We start from the raw sequence: 16592 nt of genomic DNA on the forward strand, positions 1-16592 counted from the left end.
CCCATGAGCAACCTTCTGCGCCTGGTCGTCAGCTTCGCCACGGTGGACCGCCTCTCCGGTTCGCTCAAAGGCATCGTCGGCCTGGCGCAGACCGGCGGCGAGAAGCTGGCTGGCATGAAACGCCATGCCCGCGATCTTGAGCGCGAGCTGACCGGTGTTCGCGCCCAGATCGCGGGCACGAGCGGCAATGTGACCGGTCTGTTCGCGCAGGAGGCCGATCTGCAAGCCCAGATCGCGCGGACAAACCGCGAGATGCAGGAGCAGGTGCGCCTCCTGCGCATCAGCAATCAGGTCGAGCGCATGCAGGCGCGCGGCGCCGCCCTGCGATCCTCCGGACAGCAGCAAATGATTGGCGGCGCCATGATGCTTGCCCCGGCCATTCTCGCGGTCAAAGGGATCGGCGATTTCCAGTCCGGCATGACCGATATCGCTCTCAAGGCAGAGCTTTCGCAGAATGAGACGGCGGAGCTTCAGCGGAACATCCTGGCTGCAGCGCGCGCGGCGCGGCAGTTGCCGGAGAATATGCGCGCCGGCGTCGACACGCTCGCGGGCTTCGGCATGACACCGCAGCAGGCGGTGCAGATGATCGGCCCGATCGGTCGGGTCGCGACGGCCTACAAGGCGTCGGTCGATGACCTGGCGGCGGCATCGTTCGCCAATTTCTCGAACCTCAAGGTTCCGATCAACGAGAATGCCAAGGCGCTCGAAGCGATGACGGCTGCAGGCAATGCCGGCGCTTTCGAGATCAAGGACATGGCGCAGTATTTCCCGATGCTAACCGCGCAGGCGCAGGCTTTTGGGCAGCAGGGCGTTGGGGCCGTGGCGGATCTGGCAGCAGCCGCGCAGATCGCCCGCAAGGGCACCGGCGACGCCGCGTCGGCCGCGACCAATCTCCAGAACCTGATGGCCAAGATCAACACCAAGGAGACCATCGACAAGTTCCAGAAGATGGGCGTTGATCTGCCGGCCGCGCTGAAAAAGGCCTATGCGGACGGCAAGACGCCGCTCGAAGCCATTGCGGAAATCACGAACACGACGCTTGGCGGCAAGCTCGACCGGATCAGCTTCCTCTTCGGCGACATGCAAGCGCAGCAGGCCCTGCGGCCGCTCATCCAGAACATGGAGGAATATCGCCGTATCCGCGCTGAGGCGATGGCCAGCTCGGGCGCGATCGATGCGAGCTTCAACCGCCGTATGGGGGACATGAATGCACAGATCCCCGCGATCATCGGCAATCTGCAGACCATGGCGCTCACCCTCGGCCCGGTGCTGTTGCCGTCGATCGTGCGCATCACCGAAGCGGCGGCCCGGCTGACCGACCGGATCGCCGCCTGGGCAGAGGCCAATCCCGGCATGGCCGCCTCGCTTGTGGGCATCGTCGTGGGCATTGGCGCCCTGCGCATCGGCGTCGGCGCGCTCATGTGGTTGTTCGGTGCGTTCCTCGGCCCAGCAGCCGGCGTGTACGGGTTCTTTGCCCGCAACGGCCAGGCGATCGTCACCATGTTGGGCCTGCTGCGCACGGGCTTCCTGCTGCTCGGACGCGGCATCGTTTCGGCCGGCGCCATGATGCTGGCCAATCCGGTCGTGCTCATCATCGTGGGAATCGTCGCGGCAGTCGGCGGCGCGGCCTATCTCATCTATCGCTATTGGGATCAGATCAAGGCGGCCTTCTGGGCCGGGGTCGCGGCGGTCAAGGGCGCCCTCTCTGCCGGGTGGACATGGATCAAGGCCAATTTCTCGCCGGCCATGCTGCTCGGGATCTTCAATCCGATTGGCGGTATGATCGTCGCCGGCCTCATCGCCGGGTTCAAGGCCATGTTCCCGCGCGCTTATGCGGAGGTGACCGGGTTCCTCGGCAGCCTGGTGACGGGCGCCAAGAAGTTGCTGGGGATCCACAGCCCGAGCCGCGTGTTCATGGGCCTTGGCTCGAACATCGCCGCCGGCCTCGCCCTCGGCATTTCGCAAGGGCAGGGTGCAGCCGCCATGGCAGCGCAGGAGATGACGCACCGCGTCGCGCTGCCGGCGCTTGAGCCGTTTGCGCCCCGGCGCGGCGGGGCGGGGGCGGGCGGCGCCGCTCAAGCAGCCGGCGGCTTTGGGGACGTGCATATCACCATCCAGGCGGCCCCCGGCCAATCCGTACAGGACATCGCGCAGGAGGTGCGCAGGATCCTTGCGCAGATCCAGAGCGAGCGCGACGCCGCCCGGCGCAGCGCTTTTCAGGACGAGGACTGAGCCATGATGATGTCGCTCGACACCTTTCTTTTCGAGATCGGGACGCTGCCATACGAACAGCTCGCCCAGACATGGAATTGGCGGCACGCCAAGTCCGAGCGCTTTGGCGCCCGGGCGGCTTCTCAGTTCCTCGGGCCGGGCGATGAAACCATGCGCCTGACCGGGCGCCTCTTTCCCGGCGTGGCGGGCGATTATTCCAGCCTCGAACGCATCCGGGAGATGGCCGATACCGGCGAGAGCTACACGCTGCTCAGCGGCCGACAGGAGGTGCTTGGGCAGTTTACGATTCGCAGCCTCGAACAGTCGTCGGACACCTTCCTCGTGGATGGCTTCCCTCGTCGGGCAAATTTCACGCTTGAGCTGGAGCGGGTCGATTGAGCGGTTATGTTCATCCCAAGGCGGGCTGGAAGGTGACGCTGGACGGCAAAGACCTCACCAGCACCATTGATCCGCTGCTGATCTCACTTACCATCGCCGAGAAACGGGGCGATGCGGCCGATCAGCTCGATATCGTCATGAGCGACGCCGGCGGGAAGCTGGAAATCCCCAAGGACGGCGCGAAGCTGCGCGTGAGCCTGGGGTGGGAGCGCGGGAGCGGTCTGCCGCAGGGCCTCATCGACAAGGGCGAGTTCAAGGTCGATGAGGCAACCTTTTCCGGGCCGCCGGACATTATCACCATCCGTGCCCGCTCGGCCGACTTCACCGATGCCTTTCGCGTCCGCCGCGAACGCAGCTTCGTGGGCAAGACAGTGAGCGAGGTGGTCGGCGCCATCGCAGCCGCCAACGGCCTGACCGCGAAGGTGGATGGCGCGCTGGGCGGAAAGTCAATTCCCGCGCTCGGCCATGGCGCCAAGAGCGACGCGGCGCTCCTGCAGGCGTTGGGCAAACGGTTCGACGCCGTGGCGACGGTCAAGGCAGGCGCCTTGATCTTCGCCCCGATCGGGAGCGGCAAGACATCGAGCGGCAAGGCGCTCCCGACCGTGGAGATTGCGCGCAATGAGACGGTGAGCATCGATTATCAGCGCGTCACGCGCGGCCAGTATGACGGCGTCGAGGCGAACTGGCACGACAAGGCCGGCGCCGCGCGCCACAAGGTGCAGCACGGCCACAGCGGGAAGGGCAAGGCCAAGCGCCTGCGCAAGCTCTACGCGAGCGAGGCGGACGCCAAGCAGGCCGCAGAGGCTGAAAGTGCGCGTCTCGCCCGTCGCGTCGCCACCGCTCGGCTGAAGCTCGCTTATGGTCGGCCCGATCTGTTCCCCGAGATCCCGGCGACACTGGACGGTTTCAAGGCCGAGATCGACGGGCGGAAATGGCTAGTCGAGGGCGCCAAGCACACAATGGATGGTTCTGGCGGATTGACCACTGATCTAGAGTTGGAGGCGCAGCGGTAATGCGTGGTGCCTGCGTGCGCAGATCATTGTGCCTTCATTTACAAATAATTCGGCCCGCAGCGCCCTTATCTGTGCGTGAGATGGTGAAGATAATCTGCATCTCAACGCCCTGCGGCCCGAAAAGACTGCCGTGAAATTCACCGCTGAAGCTATCAGAAGACGTGACTCCGCCGGATAAGCTGTTGTTTGATGGATGGAATGTTCCCGATAGCTTTATAGTGGTAGACACGGGAGACGTTCCCGCCAGCCACGCCATCTGTTGAGCGTAAATGCTGCCGGTGATCGTTCTTTGACCAAAATCGAGCGTTAAATAGCCCTCGCCGGCAATTCCGCCAGAGCCATCATAGGTGACCGTTGTAGTGTCCAACCGGCAATCGTAAGTCTTTTTTCCAGAATTTGGAACGTCTCCAGACGATGTATTATAACCAGTCAAAAGAAACTTGTCGTTATCGACGCGCCTTTGGCCACCAGAATAGCCGCCTCGGTCGTAATAATAAGTTGAATAACTCGTTATCCAAGTATATTTAGTTAAAAGATCTCTGCGAGTTCCAATTATTAACTGATGGCCAATGTAGTTAGAGTCGCGATTGTTAAAAAATATTGTTCCGTATTGATTATAAGTGACATCTTCAGAATTGAAATCAGGAAAATTTGAGTTAAATGAATCCATAACGTGGGCAGAATGTGTTGGGGTGCCTGTATATGCTACGCTAATAGCGTTTGACCGGTTGTTTAAATTAGTACGCGCCTCCGTGTAGATAAATTTACCTGTAGAGGTGTCAATATAGGTAAGAACCTCGACAAACGGAGTGGTCATTTCCCAGTTCTGACTCAGATCGGTGAATGTTGGATAGGAGACTGAAGGCGTTGGCGACGGCGTTGGAGATGGCGTCGGCGAAGGGGTGGGTGCTGCGGGAGGGACGGTGACTGGCGGTGTCTGCTGTTGACCACCTTCACCACCGCAAGCCGACAGGAGAATGCAGGCCGCCGCCGATAACGAAATGTGATGACGCATTGGGGAAGGTTACCTCGTCGGGCCGTTTTCTGTGCGACGGCGCGTTAACATTAGGACTGAGTTCTAACAACTCCATCAACCACTTAGCAGGGGATAAAATCGTCAGCACCAACTAGCCTTTTTCTAGCCGAGATTAAGAGGCGCTTGAGGCTCTCGAAATGGCGAGCGGTCGAACACGCCCTTTGCCGCGAACTCGCTGCAGGCGGCAGGCTGGATTTGAAACCGCCAAAGGAAGTCTTGATATGAACCACTATTTTGCCCTCGTGCATAAGGACGCCGATAGCGCCTTTGGCGTCACCTTTCCGGATCTTCCGGGCTGCTTTTCTGCCGCTGATGATGCTGACAACGTCGTGCCCCAGGCCATCGACGCCCTCGCGCTTTGGTTTGAAGATCGAGACCTCATCGAACCCAGTGCTGTGGATGATATCCGTGCCCGTTATGCTGACGAACTGGCCGAAGGTGCCTATCTCGTCTCGGTGCCGCACATTCGCAGCGCGGGCTGCGCGATTGGTGATCGAGCAAAGGTCTGATCAAGCCAAGGGGAAAGCACTGCCTGTTATAAATGGCTGGCTGCTTTCGAGCGTCGACAAAGGATTGGGGAACGGCAAGTTTGACGTGGAAAGCGGAAGATCGAGACGCGAAAATATTGAAGCGAAAGGTAGCGATTGCTGCGCGGCGCGTGAGGCTGCAAGACACACCAGTGAGAAAATTGTTTGCTCTCTCGTTTGTCGTTCTTGCCGCCTCGATGGTCATGAGCTGCGATCGTGCCGCTGAGACATATGCGTCCAGCTGCTCGACGCCTCCCGCGGATTGGGGCGGCGAACGGGAAGGCATCGCTCATCTGAGATCCATTCAGTTCGTCCACATCAGGCAAGACGGTTCAACGCTTTGGAACAACGTGGCAATTTCCGACGAGAAGTTGCGGCGCTACATGGCGTTATCGACTAACTTCAATCCCGAGCCGCAAGTTATCCTCGAAGTTTCGCCAGAGGCACCGTGCGCTCGAGTTGATGCCGTCCGAGCGATCATGGATGCGACTTCGCTTTGTAAAGGGCCTCATTCGCTTTGCAGCGAAGGATCAAATTGGAGGCGATGGCCCGAGCCAGCACAATAACGCCCTTCAATGGGGTTATGTCCGGAATGTTGTCGTGTCCGGACTGGCAGCTTTCGTAGCAAATGGGCGGATAACAGCCATGACCGCTTTGAAGCGCTGATGAACGGCAAGGATGGCGTGGTTAGCGGACCTTTCTCCGCCAGGATTTCAATCGCTGCCTGACCCATGCGAGCGCCAAGCCTATGGGGACTGATACGGCGATCAGCAATATGATCGACAGTGGCCATGACCAGCCGCGTTCTCTCGCAAAAGCCAGAAATGCGGATGTGAAAAGCGCTCCAAAGATGTGAACACCATAATCGGAGAGTCTAGGTTTCGGTCGCCCCATGCTCGCCATCATGCCCCAGGCCAATAATGTCAGCAATGTCGTCGTGTCCGGACTGGCGGCTTTCGTAGCAAATGTCCGAATGACAGCCATAACCGCTTTGACGCGCTGATGAAGATCGGCGAACAGCAAGTTTGGGGTGCTAGCGGACATTCTCCACTCGAACGTAGCGAACTGCTTCGTCGCGTTCGACCGACAAAAATTTAAAGGTGGGCTTTCTATCCACACTATCGATCTGGATATAACTAGGCCTGTTGACTCTTCTCAACGTACATGATCGCCCCCAAGAAAATTGTGGGGTAGTCGACGTTGCAAGAATGTCGTGCCCTTTGATGCGGATCAGTTCGTAAGATGACTTCGCTCCAGCGTAAGAAAGCTCATTCCTTCCTATGATGATAGGAGGGCAAGAAGGGTGAACGTATCGGCCGGCTAGCTGTGCTGGGTCGATCAACGGCTCAGGTGATGAGCATCCGGAAAGGTAGGCGAGAATAATTGGTGCGAGGCTCAGCTTCATTCGACCATCTTAGGGGAATCGCGGCTTATCGCCAATGTCCGCAATGGCGCCGTGTCCGGTGAGTCCGCTTCAATCGCCGCAGGTCGGATGTCAGCTATGACGGCTTTGGAGTGCTGAGATGGGAACGACGAGCGGCAAATTTGCTGTGGTGTGGGGGCGCTACAGATTTCTATGCAGAGATCGTCGAAGCGCCCGCAAATAAGAGGTGACGTTAATCCCCACGACGACAAGCGCCCAAGCAACACTGAGGCCGAACCACGCATACCAAATGATCCCGCGAGACCAGCCGAGTTCGTCCGAGATCATGATCGGAACAAATGGGGCAAGCGCCACAAGGAAGAATTTGGCATCTACGCGTTCGGATTTCGCAAAGCCGGCGATCCGCTGGCGCACTCTCTTCCGTCTCGTCATCTGCAACAGAGCGCTCTCTTGCTGACGCGACCAGCGGCTCGCTAACTTCCTCATGACTTAGATGTCCATTCGCCAATAGCGTCGAAGTACGTAAGCCATTTGTATCAACACTGCCGCGGTAAAAACCCCCATGGCGACATAGCTGGCAAGACCGCCAAAATCACCGAACATCAAAAATGCCCACGCAGGAAACCCTACGCAGACAGTATACAGCTTTGCCCACATTGGCTGGACAGACCAATGACCGGCTTGAGGCGTCTGAGGCTCATCGCTGTCGGTCAACCAATCCATTATGCTATTTTGCACAGGCGATAAATGACTGCAATCGGGAGCCAGATCGCCGCTTGGGGGCGACATGTCGGGGGTAGGCGGCCGGATCTTCCTGTTGGGTCTCACGGATGTCGTCGACCCGGGAAGTTTCACAACCGACATCCAGCGTTGATGCCGACGGCAAAGGCTGGGTTCAGCCCCTGAACCTATCGACCGCCCGTCGCCATGCGCGTTCATCTGGAAAAGGCAAAAGCACGCCCGGCTTTTCCTGCGACGTCTCGATCCTGATCGGACGCGCCGATGCGCGGCCCCGTCGTGCGCAGGACGCGCAATAGAAGCGAATGCGCGCATCCCGGAAATCGTCCGACCAACCCTTCCGCTCGAAGATCCACCACAGCCCATGCGGAGCGAACGAACCTGTCCGTCCGCACGGGCAGATCACTTTCACGGTAAGGTGCCAGGCAGCAGCCTCGAAGATGCACGTCGCGACCTTGAGGTCGCCAACGTAGCGCGCCACATCACTCGGCCGGCGCCAGCAGCAGCTCTGCGCAGGCCAGCGCCCCGGTCATGAATGGACCATCGTCCCGCGCGCCCGCACGGATTTCCTCCAGAAATTGGCGGTTGCCGTGGCCACGATCTTCCAGCGCCTTCGCGACCGCGTCGCGAATGTCGTCAATGCGTTCCATACGTGTCTCCTGATTGAGAACATATGAAGAACAATGCGCGATTCGGTCAATGGGATTCGATGCGGATCGTCGCACCGAGAGCTGGCATTCTCGCTCCGCTAAAACCCCTTTTGAGCGCGAACGAAACGTCCGCGAAAGGCGAGTTCGGCGTGGCTAACGGACGTAGTATTTACGACAAGCGAGCCATGCCAAAATGCTTCCCGCATATAATGCACCTAGAGCTGTCAAAACGAAAAAGGGTGACAGCCCGACACGGACCGGAACGAAAGGTATATTATACAGCCAGTTACGTACTAGCGTGAGAAACAGGCCAAGAGCAGAAAGGGCGATCCAAGTTCGAATGGGCGCGTACTCCACTCTCAGTTGTGCTTGCGTTGGTGGGATCGGTTTCACATCGCCATTCTGGCCAATTAATTGAACGTCCGCAATGTTGTCGTGTCCGGACAGTCAGCTTTTATCTGATGGCCGAATCATTGCCCTAACGCTCTCGAGGACACGCGAACAGTCAAGGCTGGCATCGCGCACGATATCCCCTATCATGAGATCAACTAAGATATTTGGTTTCCGGTGGAAAAATGACTCGCACAGACCGTGACGATGCCGTTCAACGCATTAATCGGGCACTCTTCGATGTTGCTTTAAAATGGGGTGTCGATCCGAACAAGGCGACCCATAGTCCAGTATTTTGGCACGACGGGTCGTTGAATTATTATGACCATCGCAGCCACCGGGAAGCAGTTTTCCGGTATCTCAAAGGACGAGGGGTGCTCGGTGACGGACATATCCGAGCCTTCAAGCTTATGTGCGATTTCGATGATATCGACCAAGCTGCCGACGCTGATTACTGCAGGGGAGTAGATGTTGACGAAGTTGTTAGCTTTCTCGTCATGCAGCTAATTTACCAATTTGGCGAACTATTTCCACTGAATGCAGATCTCAACCCACAGATCGTGATGTGGTCCGAACGCACAAGTGCGATTATCGATGATCTTCGAGAACTTGGATACGTCGAGCGGGTTCCGTCAGCCGAAGGATATGTGGACCGATGGACTAAGATGGCCAACCCTGCAATGAGGGCGAGCTATCTGCCTACGCTTGACGAAGCGTGATCGACGAACTGGGAAAGGTTATTTTCCAAAGGCGCAGTCATATTGTCCCCTGAGTTAGGCGCTGCCGCGCGGCATGACGACCTATCGCAAGGATTTTGACAATAGCCGCACTATTACGCGCTATCGCCTGCCGAAATTCGCTTCATGATTTCGTCAGCGCGGATTTCTGCAGCTGCGCGGGCGACAGGCGATAGATCACGGCAATCGTTGACGAGGTTGTCGTTGTCGGTGTCCCCCGCTTCGCTATGAGCTGATGCGAGAATGGTCATTCGCCATGCGCAGGCGGCCATTTTGTTGACTTCGGTCGCGCCATCGCAACCCGTCGAGAGACAAAAGGCTACGTTGCGCTGGGCCTGATAGTCTCCGCGCCAGGCCTTTGGCCAATCTGTCCGATCAAACATCGCGCGGTTCGTCTCGCAAAGTGCCGTGTCGGCGACCAGGCAGGCGCCCGTTATTGGCGGGGGCGGGGCGAACGCCGGCAGTGGCGTGCGCGGCGGAAGATCGGCCTCTTTTGGAGCGCGCGCACCGGGTTTGTCGTGCGCCAGCGAAATTGACGAGTTGCCTTCTAGTGCGACGTTGCTTGCGTTGTCTGCCTCCCCGATTGTTAACGAGGCAGTTACGGCGATTAAAATCGCCACAATGATCATAATCGCACAGCAGCCCATGATCGAGTTGCGGCGGCCCTTGAGGTCGTCCGGCGTGAAGATCGTTTGGCAATAGGGGCACACCTCTGCATTGTAGGCAATGCTCTTCTTACATTTAGGGCAGGGCAGATTGATCGGCATTGTACTTCTTTACGAGGCTTTCCCGGTGCCCACCAGCTGTGGCTCGGTTGGTCTATGGCTGCGGTGACCGACTAACTGCCGTCAAGAGAGCGCGCGATCTGCAACAGTGCGCGCCGATCCCGCCCGCCGAGGCGTTTAAACCGCTCCGCCATCTCCCGAGTCTCGGCATCAACTAGCACATTGTCCGGGGCGCTTCCTTGCGGATCGTCCGTTTCGCCGAGCAAATATTCGGGCGTGGTCTGCAACTCGCGAGCGATCTTGAGAAGATGCTTTGAGCCCTGCGGACCACGCGAAATCAGATAGTTGATGCTGGGTTGCTTGATGCCAATGCGCCGCGCTAACTCGGCCTGAGATAGACCGACATCATTTATCCGATCGCTAAGTCGCCGGCCTAGATCCATGGACTGGCACCATATAGAACTGGCTATAAGCGCACAGTTAGATTTGTCTATTGACTGCTCTATAGATTGGTCTATACGCAGCGGAATGATCACGATAACAACCCCCTTCGAAGCGCTGATGAAGGCGATCGAAATGTTGGGCGGCCAGTCCGCAATGGCTCGGCTTTGCGAACTAAAACAGCCGAGCGTGTGGAAGTGGACGCGCTCGTCGAAGCGCATCCCCGCCGAATATGTGCTCCGTGTCGAAGCGGCGACCGGCGTGTCCCGTCACGATCTTCGCCCCGATATTTACCCTCGCGATCATTCAGCGTCCCCCACGGATGCAGAGCCATCCGACGACTGCGAGCCGATTCTTACCGGGCTCGACCTCGCGTGCCAGTCCAATCGAATGCCGGCTTTTGACCGCAGGCCGGAGGCGGCATGAGCGTGACCGCCATCATTGCCCTGAGCCTGGGCCTCACCATCCTGTGCATCGTCGCGGGGCTGCACAGCCTGATCCCAGCGGTCAAAGATGTGATTGCGGATCTGCGAGCCAATCTTTCTCATCGCGATCTCACGATCGCCGCCAAAAACCTTCGCATCGCAAATCTTGAACGATACCTTGAGGAAAGCCAGCGGGACAGGGGGGCAAACTGTCCTGTCTGTGGGTTCTCTCAAGCCGTGCCCGGCGGTCATCCCACGCTGCCGGGCACGATCCTCCTTTCGACGGAGGACGGCCAGTGACCAAGGAGCGCCGGCCGCTTACCTTCGAGCGCGCGCTGTGCCGGGTCGCGGAGCTGATCGGCTATGATGGCTGCGCGCAGCTTCTCGGCTGCTCCGAGAATTGGGTGCGCAAGCTGTCTGACCCGGATGCCGAGCGCGAGATCAGCCTGCAAAAGGCCCGTCGCCTCGATCTCGCCTATCTGCGCGCGGGTGGCTACGGGCGGCCCTTTCTCGAATGCTATGAGCTGCAGCTCGAGATGGGCGACGAAACCGGCGGCTCGTCCACCGGCGAGCTGATCGCGGCGGCTGGCAAAGCCGCCAAGGAGACGGGCGAGGCGGTGGGTGCCGCGCTGGCGGCCATCGAGAGGGGACGGGATGCGGGATCCGTCGAAAATGCACTCCGTGAGATTGAGGAGGGGATCGAAGCCCTCACCGGCGTAGCCAATCGGCTGCGCGTCTCCGGCAATGGGGGGACAGGGCGTGAATCAGGCCATCCAAATTGATTCCGGCTCTCAGGCTGCGGTCAGCCGGGGCGAGAAGCGGCGCCTCCCCATCGTGCGCTGCCCCGTCTGCAACGAGCGGGCGATGGTGCGCACGTCCGAGGAGATTACGCCGACGCTGCGCCAGCTCTATTATCTGTGCTCGAACTTCAAATGCTCAATGCGCTGGCGCGCCGCGCTGCAGGTGGAAGAGATCATCTCGCCTTCGGGCGTGTCGCCGGAATTCCGGCCGCCGCACTATCGCGAGGTCAAGCCGCCGGGCCACGCCTTCGGCCAGGCGTCGCTGTTCGACGGCATTGATGTCGTGAGCAGCGGGCCGGCCAATGATCCCATCGGCAGGAGGCCCTCGGGCTAAGCCGACCGGGATCGGCATCTGAGATGCCATGAAAATCCGCAAAAATATCAAGTGCTTAAAACTGAATCTCGAATTCAGGACGGTCCTCTTTGTCTGAAAGGAATGCCCCGATGCCTGCCAAGACGACGCCCCAACCAGCAGCCGTGCAAACGCGCGGCCCCTTCGTCTCATTCTGCCTCGCCTGCGCCCGGCAGGAGAACCGCCCCAATGAAGTGCTGCCGGATGGGTGGACCTTCGGCGATGCCGGCGGCGTCCTCTGCCCCGATTGCGCCCCGCGCACCATCGCCATCATCCCCGCCGCCGGTGAGGATGACGATCTACTGGCGCCCTCCATCGAGGCGCGGGAGATGGCTTCTGCCCTGAACGGTGACTTCACGCCGCCCGCGCTGGCGATCGAGCAGAACATTCATCTGCAGCGCCAAGCGGACGGCACATATCATGTCGCGGTTCTGGTCGGCGGCACCTTCGCCCCGGCCGACGTCGTGCGCCTCGCGCGCCAACTGGAAGTCTACGCGGCGCTCGCAGAGCGGCCCGGCACGCTGGGGATGGCGGCGTGAGCTGCCCCGAACATGGAGACCTCCAACATGGCTGAGAACATCGCTGCCGAGCAATTGCGGCTGCTCATCGAGCGCGTGGAGCGCCTCGAGGAAGAGAAGAAGGGCATCGCGGACGATATCAGGGACGTCTTCGGCGAGGCCAAGGCCACCGGTTACGACGTGAAGATCATGCGCCAGGTCATCCGGTTGCGGAAACTGCCGGCGCAGGATCGGCAGGAGATGGAGGCGGTCCTGCACACCTATCTGGCAGCGCTTGGCATGGACGACATGTTCGCCGGCTTTGATGGCCGCCGCTGATGGAGACGGGTTCCGTCATTCTGGACCGCGCTCGCTCGCCTGCCGCTTGGATCGAGGAGCTGGCTGCGCGGGGCTTCGAGGTATCGGAGCGCGCCTTGCGGGATCGGGCCAACCGGCTTGGCGCCTGCCATCGCATCGGCCGCGCCGTGTTCATCACCCCCGCACATATTGATCTCATTCTCGGAGAAGCACGTTGCCGATCGAGCCGTATCGCCGAGGCCCGACCTGGTGGGCCAAGGGTCGTGTCGAATATCTCGGCAAGCCCATCACCGAATATTACCGATGCAGCACTGGAGCTTCTGAAGAAGCGGGCGCGTGGGCATGGTGCCGGGCTGAAGAAGAGCGGCGGATAGCCGAACACCTCGTCGGGGCGAGCCGGCTGCTGACCTTTGCCGAAGCCGTGATGATGTATCCGGCCAATGCGAATACGGCGCGCTACCTCATCCCCATTACGGAACTATGGGGCGCACGCCTTGTATCCGACATCTCGCCCAAAGACGTGCGAGATTTGGCGCCCAGACTGTACCCCAATGCCTCGACGGACACTTGGACGCGGCAGGTCATCACGCCGGTGCGCGCGGTCATCAACAATTTCCGGGATGCCGACAGCGGCGACCTGTTTCACGTCAAGGGCTACAGCAAGCAGGACCGCATCCGGCAGGACCGCAGGCGCGGCAAGCTCAGCCGCGTCAAGAAGGAACCGGGGAGCTGGGAATGGCTGCTCAAATTCCGTGAGTATGCCGGCGAGCGTCATGCAGCGTTGGCCCTCACCATGTTCGTGACCGGCGCGCGCATCAGTCAGGCGATTGCCATGCATCCTGACAAGCATTGCCGCTTCGATGAGAACCAGATCTGTATTCCCGGCGCCAAGGGCCATGATGATCGCTGGCTGGAAGTGCCCGCCGAGCTGGTGGCGGAATTGGCCTCGTTGCCGCGCCGCTATCCCCGTGGCGCCGCTCGCAAGCCAGAGAACCTGCGGCTCTTCGGTTTTGCAGACCGATCCAGCCCGCGCAAGGGCTGGGTGAAAGCCTGCGAAGCTGCCGGCATCCCCGTCATTCCGTTCCACGCAGCGGGCCGTCACGGCTTCGGGCAGGAGATGAACGTCCGCCAGCAGATCGATGAGAAGGCAGCGGGCGCCTACGGGGGCTGGTCAGACACAGCGTTGATGAAACGCACCTACACCCACGCAGAAGAGACCGTGAGCAAGATCCACGGCGCCTTCTATCGCGGCCTCGCGCAAGCCGAAGCCGCCACCGGCCTGTCCCTGGCCCAAAGGGACTTTTCGTACAAAGCGCGTACAAAAAAGAAGAAGGGGGCAAAGTAATGCCAAATAATGCAGAGACTTACAAAAACAGCCTCGTCACCTTCACACGGGTGGGGTCGCAAGTTCAATCCTTGCCGCGCCCACCATTAAATGCCCTGATTTCAAGGGCTTTTAATGCACATTTCCGAGCGAATGAAAAAAACCGCTTTTCCGGGCAGACCCAAACAAAGGTCTCTTCCGTGGGCTGATCGGTACAAATCCCGTACAGCATTTCACGCCGGTATTTGGCTCTGAGCCAAATACATGCGGCGCCGATCTTCGCTCCCACATCGACGACGATCAGCACCTTGCCCCTGGCCAAGTATAGCTTGGGAGTGATTTTCGATGGCACTTGTCACATGCTCGGGGGGCAGGCCGTCGCCTCTATCCGGCCAGACTAAGCGCAGGGTTTGAAATCGCTGTCACGACGCGCGCCTTCAAGGCCCGTCCCGCTGATAGGAGCTTCGACGCCCCGAGGTTCGGCTCGACAGTATAGCTTCATCAGCGATGCCCGATGAGCGAACACAGCTTCGTCGTTCATGTGCGCACCATCCTGAGCCGCCCGGCCGATCAACGCCGCAAGGGCAGGCCGATCACGCCCCAGCCGGACCAATTCATGCGCTAAAGCCTGAGGATCCATGGGGGTGAGGACGCCGCCACCGTGGCCGGAAATCAAATCCTGAGGATATGCTGACTCATAACCGACTATGGGTGTTCCAGACGCCAGCGCCTCGATCAGGTTTCGCGGAGATTCAGGTGTCAGGTGACAAAACGGCATCAGATGCGCCGCGCGCAACTTATCCAGCAACTCCGATCGATCGACAAGGAGGCCGGGGAATTCGATTTGTTCCTCAAGCCCTTGCGCCAGCACTTTTGCGCGCGCCTCCTCCCGCTGCGGGCCATCGCCAAACCACTGGGCACGAAACGCTACCCCCGCCTCTTTGACGAGACGGAGCGTTTCTATCCAGTCCATGACACCTTTATCGGGGTGAAACCGCCCAATGTAGATCAGACGCAGTGGGGCGTGCTCGACGTCGCGTATTTTGCGGACCAGGCTCTCGTCCGAGATTTTGTCGTGCGGCTTCAAATGGATGTCGTGCACAAGAAACGAATTGGCATTGAACCCACGATAAGTCTGGTAGCAATCATTGCCGTGGAACAGGCCAAGCGCTGCCGAACCAATCGCGCGACGCTCCAGGCGTCGCGCGAGGCTCGCATTCATAAGCCTGACAAAGCGCCGGATGCCCGACGCTCTGAGGGCGTCGATGCGCATGACTTCCGACTCGACCCTGTCCGTCCACACGGCGACCTTCCGTCCTCGGCGAGCGGCCATCAGCGCCGCAACGGCGGCCCAGTCTCCCCATGCCCCGCCAAGGGCACAATGGAGGAACGCGTGGCTGTCGATCAGCCGTGACAATTTGGCACGCATCTCTGGATAGGCCTTGGCAAAGGAAAGGGGCGTCCACCCTGGCGGCATCAGCTCAACGGCAAGATTGGGTCCCAAGCCAAGCCCTGCGATCGAGACGCTGTCCGCAGGAGGGGGAGCGTTCACGACCTTCACGCACAATGTCATCGGGCCGAAATGGCGAATCCACTGGTGCAGGCCATTCGCCGCCTGCTGCTCAATGAAGACATCGCCTTCGTACTGATGAACGAGAAGGGGCAGGATAAGGAGCAAGCCGCCCAACGGTTTGCTTGCCACGTCTTCCATCAACCGACCCCACCACATTTCTCCGCCCAGCCGCCCCATAAAGCGAGCGCGCGCGGCAGCAAGTCTCTAGCTCGGCAAGTATTAAATCCGTTCTAATATCGGAGATCGTTTCGCTATCAGACGGGGGCGCACGTTCAGTCCGTGCTTGCGCCCACTATCGCAGGGCCGTCATGCCCATCTCCCCATCATATTCCTGGACAGGCCGAGCCCAGCTCAGTGGCCGCTATGGTCTTCCATGCCGGCCATCGCGCCCTCCGCGTCCGGCTGTTGCACGATGGCATCGGCGAGAATGCGCTGGCCATTGGAGAAGATGAAGGTGAACGTCATCTTCTTGTCCTCAAGCGCCTGCGGGTTGATCGACCACAGCATGAGGTGCTTGCCGCCCGGTTCGAACTTCACTGTCGCGCCGGCGGGCACGTCCACGGTCTTCACTGGGCGCATGGAGGCGACGCCGTCCTTGGTGCTGCTCTCGTGAATTTCCACACGCACGGCTTCGTCGGTCAGCACGTCGCGCAGCACGACATCATCGGCGCCGCCGTGGATCGTGAAATAGGCCGCCGAGGGGGCATTGGGATTGGGGTTGAGGCGCAGAAAGCCGCCATCGACATCCAGCGGCGGCGGGTCGCTGCACGCACCGAGCGTCGCCAGCATCGCGGCTGCGACGAGGAGCGATGAGGGCTTGTGCATGTGCGGTCTCCAGGAGGTTTGTTATCTCGCCGGGCTTTAGACCCGGTGATCTACGCCGCCAAGCAAAACAGGGCCGGCTTGCTCGGGCGAGTATCTCCTGACCTGTCCGGCCGGGCCTGCCGTGCGCGCTTGGGTCAGCTAAATCATCTCGGGACTTGTTGCGCGAAAACACCCTCCTATATCGGCGCGGTCAACGGGGTGGTTTCGGCCTGAGTGCGGAGCCGCCC

General features: G+C 59.9%; 22 protein-coding genes. 12 read left to right on the top strand and 10 right to left on the bottom strand.

Going from position 1 to position 16592, the window contains the following annotated elements:
• Nucleotides 1–3 precede the first annotated feature (3 nt).
• Genes M2331_RS04010 through M2331_RS04020 form a run of 3 tightly spaced genes read left to right on the top strand, consistent with a single transcriptional unit; the run spans nt 4 to nt 3623 of the window.
• The gene (locus M2331_RS04010) at nt 4–2232 is read left to right on the top strand and encodes a phage tail tape measure protein (RefSeq protein ID WP_181559081.1); all 2229 of its coding nucleotides are present in this window, start codon (nt 4–6) and stop codon (nt 2230–2232) included.
• Nucleotides 2233–2235: 3 nt separating this feature from the next.
• Nucleotides 2236–2610 (top strand): phage tail protein, encoded by a 375-nt coding sequence (locus tag M2331_RS04015; RefSeq protein ID WP_181559082.1) that lies wholly within the window; start codon nt 2236–2238, stop codon nt 2608–2610.
• Complete coding sequence (locus M2331_RS04020) at nt 2607–3623, top strand: contractile injection system protein, VgrG/Pvc8 family (RefSeq protein WP_181559083.1); 1017 nt, start codon at nt 2607–2609, stop codon at nt 3621–3623. Before M2331_RS04015 ends, M2331_RS04020 begins: the two co-directional genes overlap by 4 nt.
• A gap of 34 nt (nt 3624–3657) precedes the next feature.
• Here the strand turns inward: M2331_RS04020 and M2331_RS04025 are convergent, their stop codons facing one another.
• On the bottom strand, nt 3658–4638 hold the full coding sequence (locus tag M2331_RS04025; protein ID WP_181559084.1) for a transferrin-binding protein-like solute binding protein: 981 nt from the start codon (nt 4636–4638) through the stop codon (nt 3658–3660).
• A 242-nt stretch (nt 4639–4880) separates the two neighbouring features.
• Here M2331_RS04025 and M2331_RS04030 point away from each other — a divergent pair, with 242 nt between their 5' ends.
• Nucleotides 4881–5168, top strand: a complete 288-nt coding sequence (locus M2331_RS04030; protein ID WP_181559085.1) for a type II toxin-antitoxin system HicB family antitoxin — start codon at nt 4881–4883, stop codon at nt 5166–5168.
• A gap of 705 nt (nt 5169–5873) precedes the next feature.
• On the opposite strand, the gene M2331_RS04035 is transcribed toward M2331_RS04030, so the two are convergent.
• The 4 genes from M2331_RS04035 to M2331_RS04050 form a co-directional block, all read right to left on the bottom strand.
• Nucleotides 5874–6209 (bottom strand): hypothetical protein, encoded by a 336-nt coding sequence (locus tag M2331_RS04035; RefSeq protein WP_220128510.1) that lies wholly within the window; start codon nt 6207–6209, stop codon nt 5874–5876.
• Between the two features lie 541 nt (nt 6210–6750).
• Entirely contained in the window at nt 6751–7056 is a 306-nt protein-coding gene (locus M2331_RS04040) for a hypothetical protein (RefSeq protein ID WP_264592286.1), read from the bottom strand.
• A 3-nt stretch (nt 7057–7059) separates the two neighbouring features.
• A complete protein-coding gene (locus M2331_RS04045) occupies nt 7060–7293 on the bottom strand; it encodes a hypothetical protein (protein WP_264592287.1) in 234 nt (77 codons plus the stop codon).
• Nucleotides 7294–7790: 497 nt separating this feature from the next.
• Nucleotides 7791–7958 carry a hypothetical protein gene (locus tag M2331_RS04050; protein WP_181559086.1) on the bottom strand — a complete coding sequence of 56 codons (168 nt, stop codon included), beginning with the start codon at nt 7956–7958 and terminating at the stop codon, nt 7791–7793.
• Nucleotides 7959–8533: 575 nt separating this feature from the next.
• On the opposite strand from M2331_RS04050, the gene M2331_RS04055 reads away from it, so the two are divergent.
• Nucleotides 8534–9067: a hypothetical protein gene (locus M2331_RS04055; protein WP_181559087.1), complete on the top strand. Its 534-nt coding sequence runs from the start codon at nt 8534–8536 to the stop codon at nt 9065–9067.
• Between the two features lie 113 nt (nt 9068–9180).
• Here the strand turns inward: M2331_RS04055 and M2331_RS04060 are convergent, their stop codons facing one another.
• Nucleotides 9181–9852, bottom strand: a complete 672-nt coding sequence (locus M2331_RS04060; RefSeq protein WP_181559088.1) for a hypothetical protein — start codon at nt 9850–9852, stop codon at nt 9181–9183.
• Between the two features lie 71 nt (nt 9853–9923).
• Nucleotides 9924–10253: a helix-turn-helix domain-containing protein gene (locus M2331_RS04065; protein ID WP_181559089.1), complete on the bottom strand. Its 330-nt coding sequence runs from the start codon at nt 10251–10253 to the stop codon at nt 9924–9926.
• A gap of 85 nt (nt 10254–10338) precedes the next feature.
• Here M2331_RS04065 and M2331_RS04070 point away from each other — a divergent pair, with 85 nt between their 5' ends.
• The 7 genes from M2331_RS04070 to M2331_RS04100 all read left to right on the top strand — a co-directional run bounded on the left by M2331_RS04070 (nt 10339) and on the right by M2331_RS04100 (nt 13988).
• Nucleotides 10339–10677: a transcriptional regulator gene (locus M2331_RS04070; protein ID WP_181559090.1), complete on the top strand. Its 339-nt coding sequence runs from the start codon at nt 10339–10341 to the stop codon at nt 10675–10677.
• The gene (locus M2331_RS04075) at nt 10674–10976 is read left to right on the top strand and encodes a hypothetical protein (protein WP_181559091.1); all 303 of its coding nucleotides are present in this window, start codon (nt 10674–10676) and stop codon (nt 10974–10976) included. Before M2331_RS04070 ends, M2331_RS04075 begins: the two co-directional genes overlap by 4 nt.
• Nucleotides 10973–11458, top strand: coding sequence for a hypothetical protein (locus tag M2331_RS04080; protein ID WP_181559092.1), 486 nt, complete (start codon nt 10973–10975; stop codon nt 11456–11458). The genes M2331_RS04075 and M2331_RS04080 overlap by 4 nt, the downstream gene beginning before the upstream one ends.
• On the top strand, nt 11436–11810 hold the full coding sequence (locus M2331_RS04085; RefSeq protein WP_181559093.1) for an ogr/Delta-like zinc finger family protein: 375 nt from the start codon (nt 11436–11438) through the stop codon (nt 11808–11810). The genes M2331_RS04080 and M2331_RS04085 overlap by 23 nt, the downstream gene beginning before the upstream one ends.
• 110 nt (nt 11811–11920) lie before the next feature.
• Nucleotides 11921–12367, top strand: a complete 447-nt coding sequence (locus M2331_RS04090) for a hypothetical protein (RefSeq protein WP_181559094.1) — start codon at nt 11921–11923, stop codon at nt 12365–12367.
• Between the two features lie 27 nt (nt 12368–12394).
• A complete protein-coding gene (locus tag M2331_RS04095; protein ID WP_181559095.1) occupies nt 12395–12664 on the top strand; it encodes a DUF2312 domain-containing protein in 270 nt (89 codons plus the stop codon).
• Between the two features lie 193 nt (nt 12665–12857).
• Nucleotides 12858–13988, top strand: coding sequence for a tyrosine-type recombinase/integrase (locus tag M2331_RS04100; protein WP_181559096.1), 1131 nt, complete (start codon nt 12858–12860; stop codon nt 13986–13988).
• 64 nt (nt 13989–14052) lie between these two features.
• Here the strand turns inward: M2331_RS04100 and M2331_RS04105 are convergent, their stop codons facing one another.
• The 3 genes from M2331_RS04105 to M2331_RS04115 form a co-directional block, all read right to left on the bottom strand.
• Entirely contained in the window at nt 14053–14289 is a 237-nt protein-coding gene (locus M2331_RS04105) for a hypothetical protein (RefSeq protein ID WP_184117299.1), read from the bottom strand.
• A gap of 75 nt (nt 14290–14364) precedes the next feature.
• Nucleotides 14365–15678: a glycosyltransferase gene (locus M2331_RS04110; RefSeq protein WP_181559098.1), complete on the bottom strand. Its 1314-nt coding sequence runs from the start codon at nt 15676–15678 to the stop codon at nt 14365–14367.
• Between the two features lie 213 nt (nt 15679–15891).
• Nucleotides 15892–16365, bottom strand: a complete 474-nt coding sequence (locus M2331_RS04115; protein WP_181559099.1) for a copper chaperone PCu(A)C — start codon at nt 16363–16365, stop codon at nt 15892–15894.
• Between the last annotated feature and the right edge of the window lie 227 nt (nt 16366–16592).

The organism is Sphingobium sp. B10D7B, from assembly GCF_025961955.1.
Classification (GTDB): Bacteria; Pseudomonadota; Alphaproteobacteria; order Sphingomonadales; family Sphingomonadaceae; genus Sphingobium.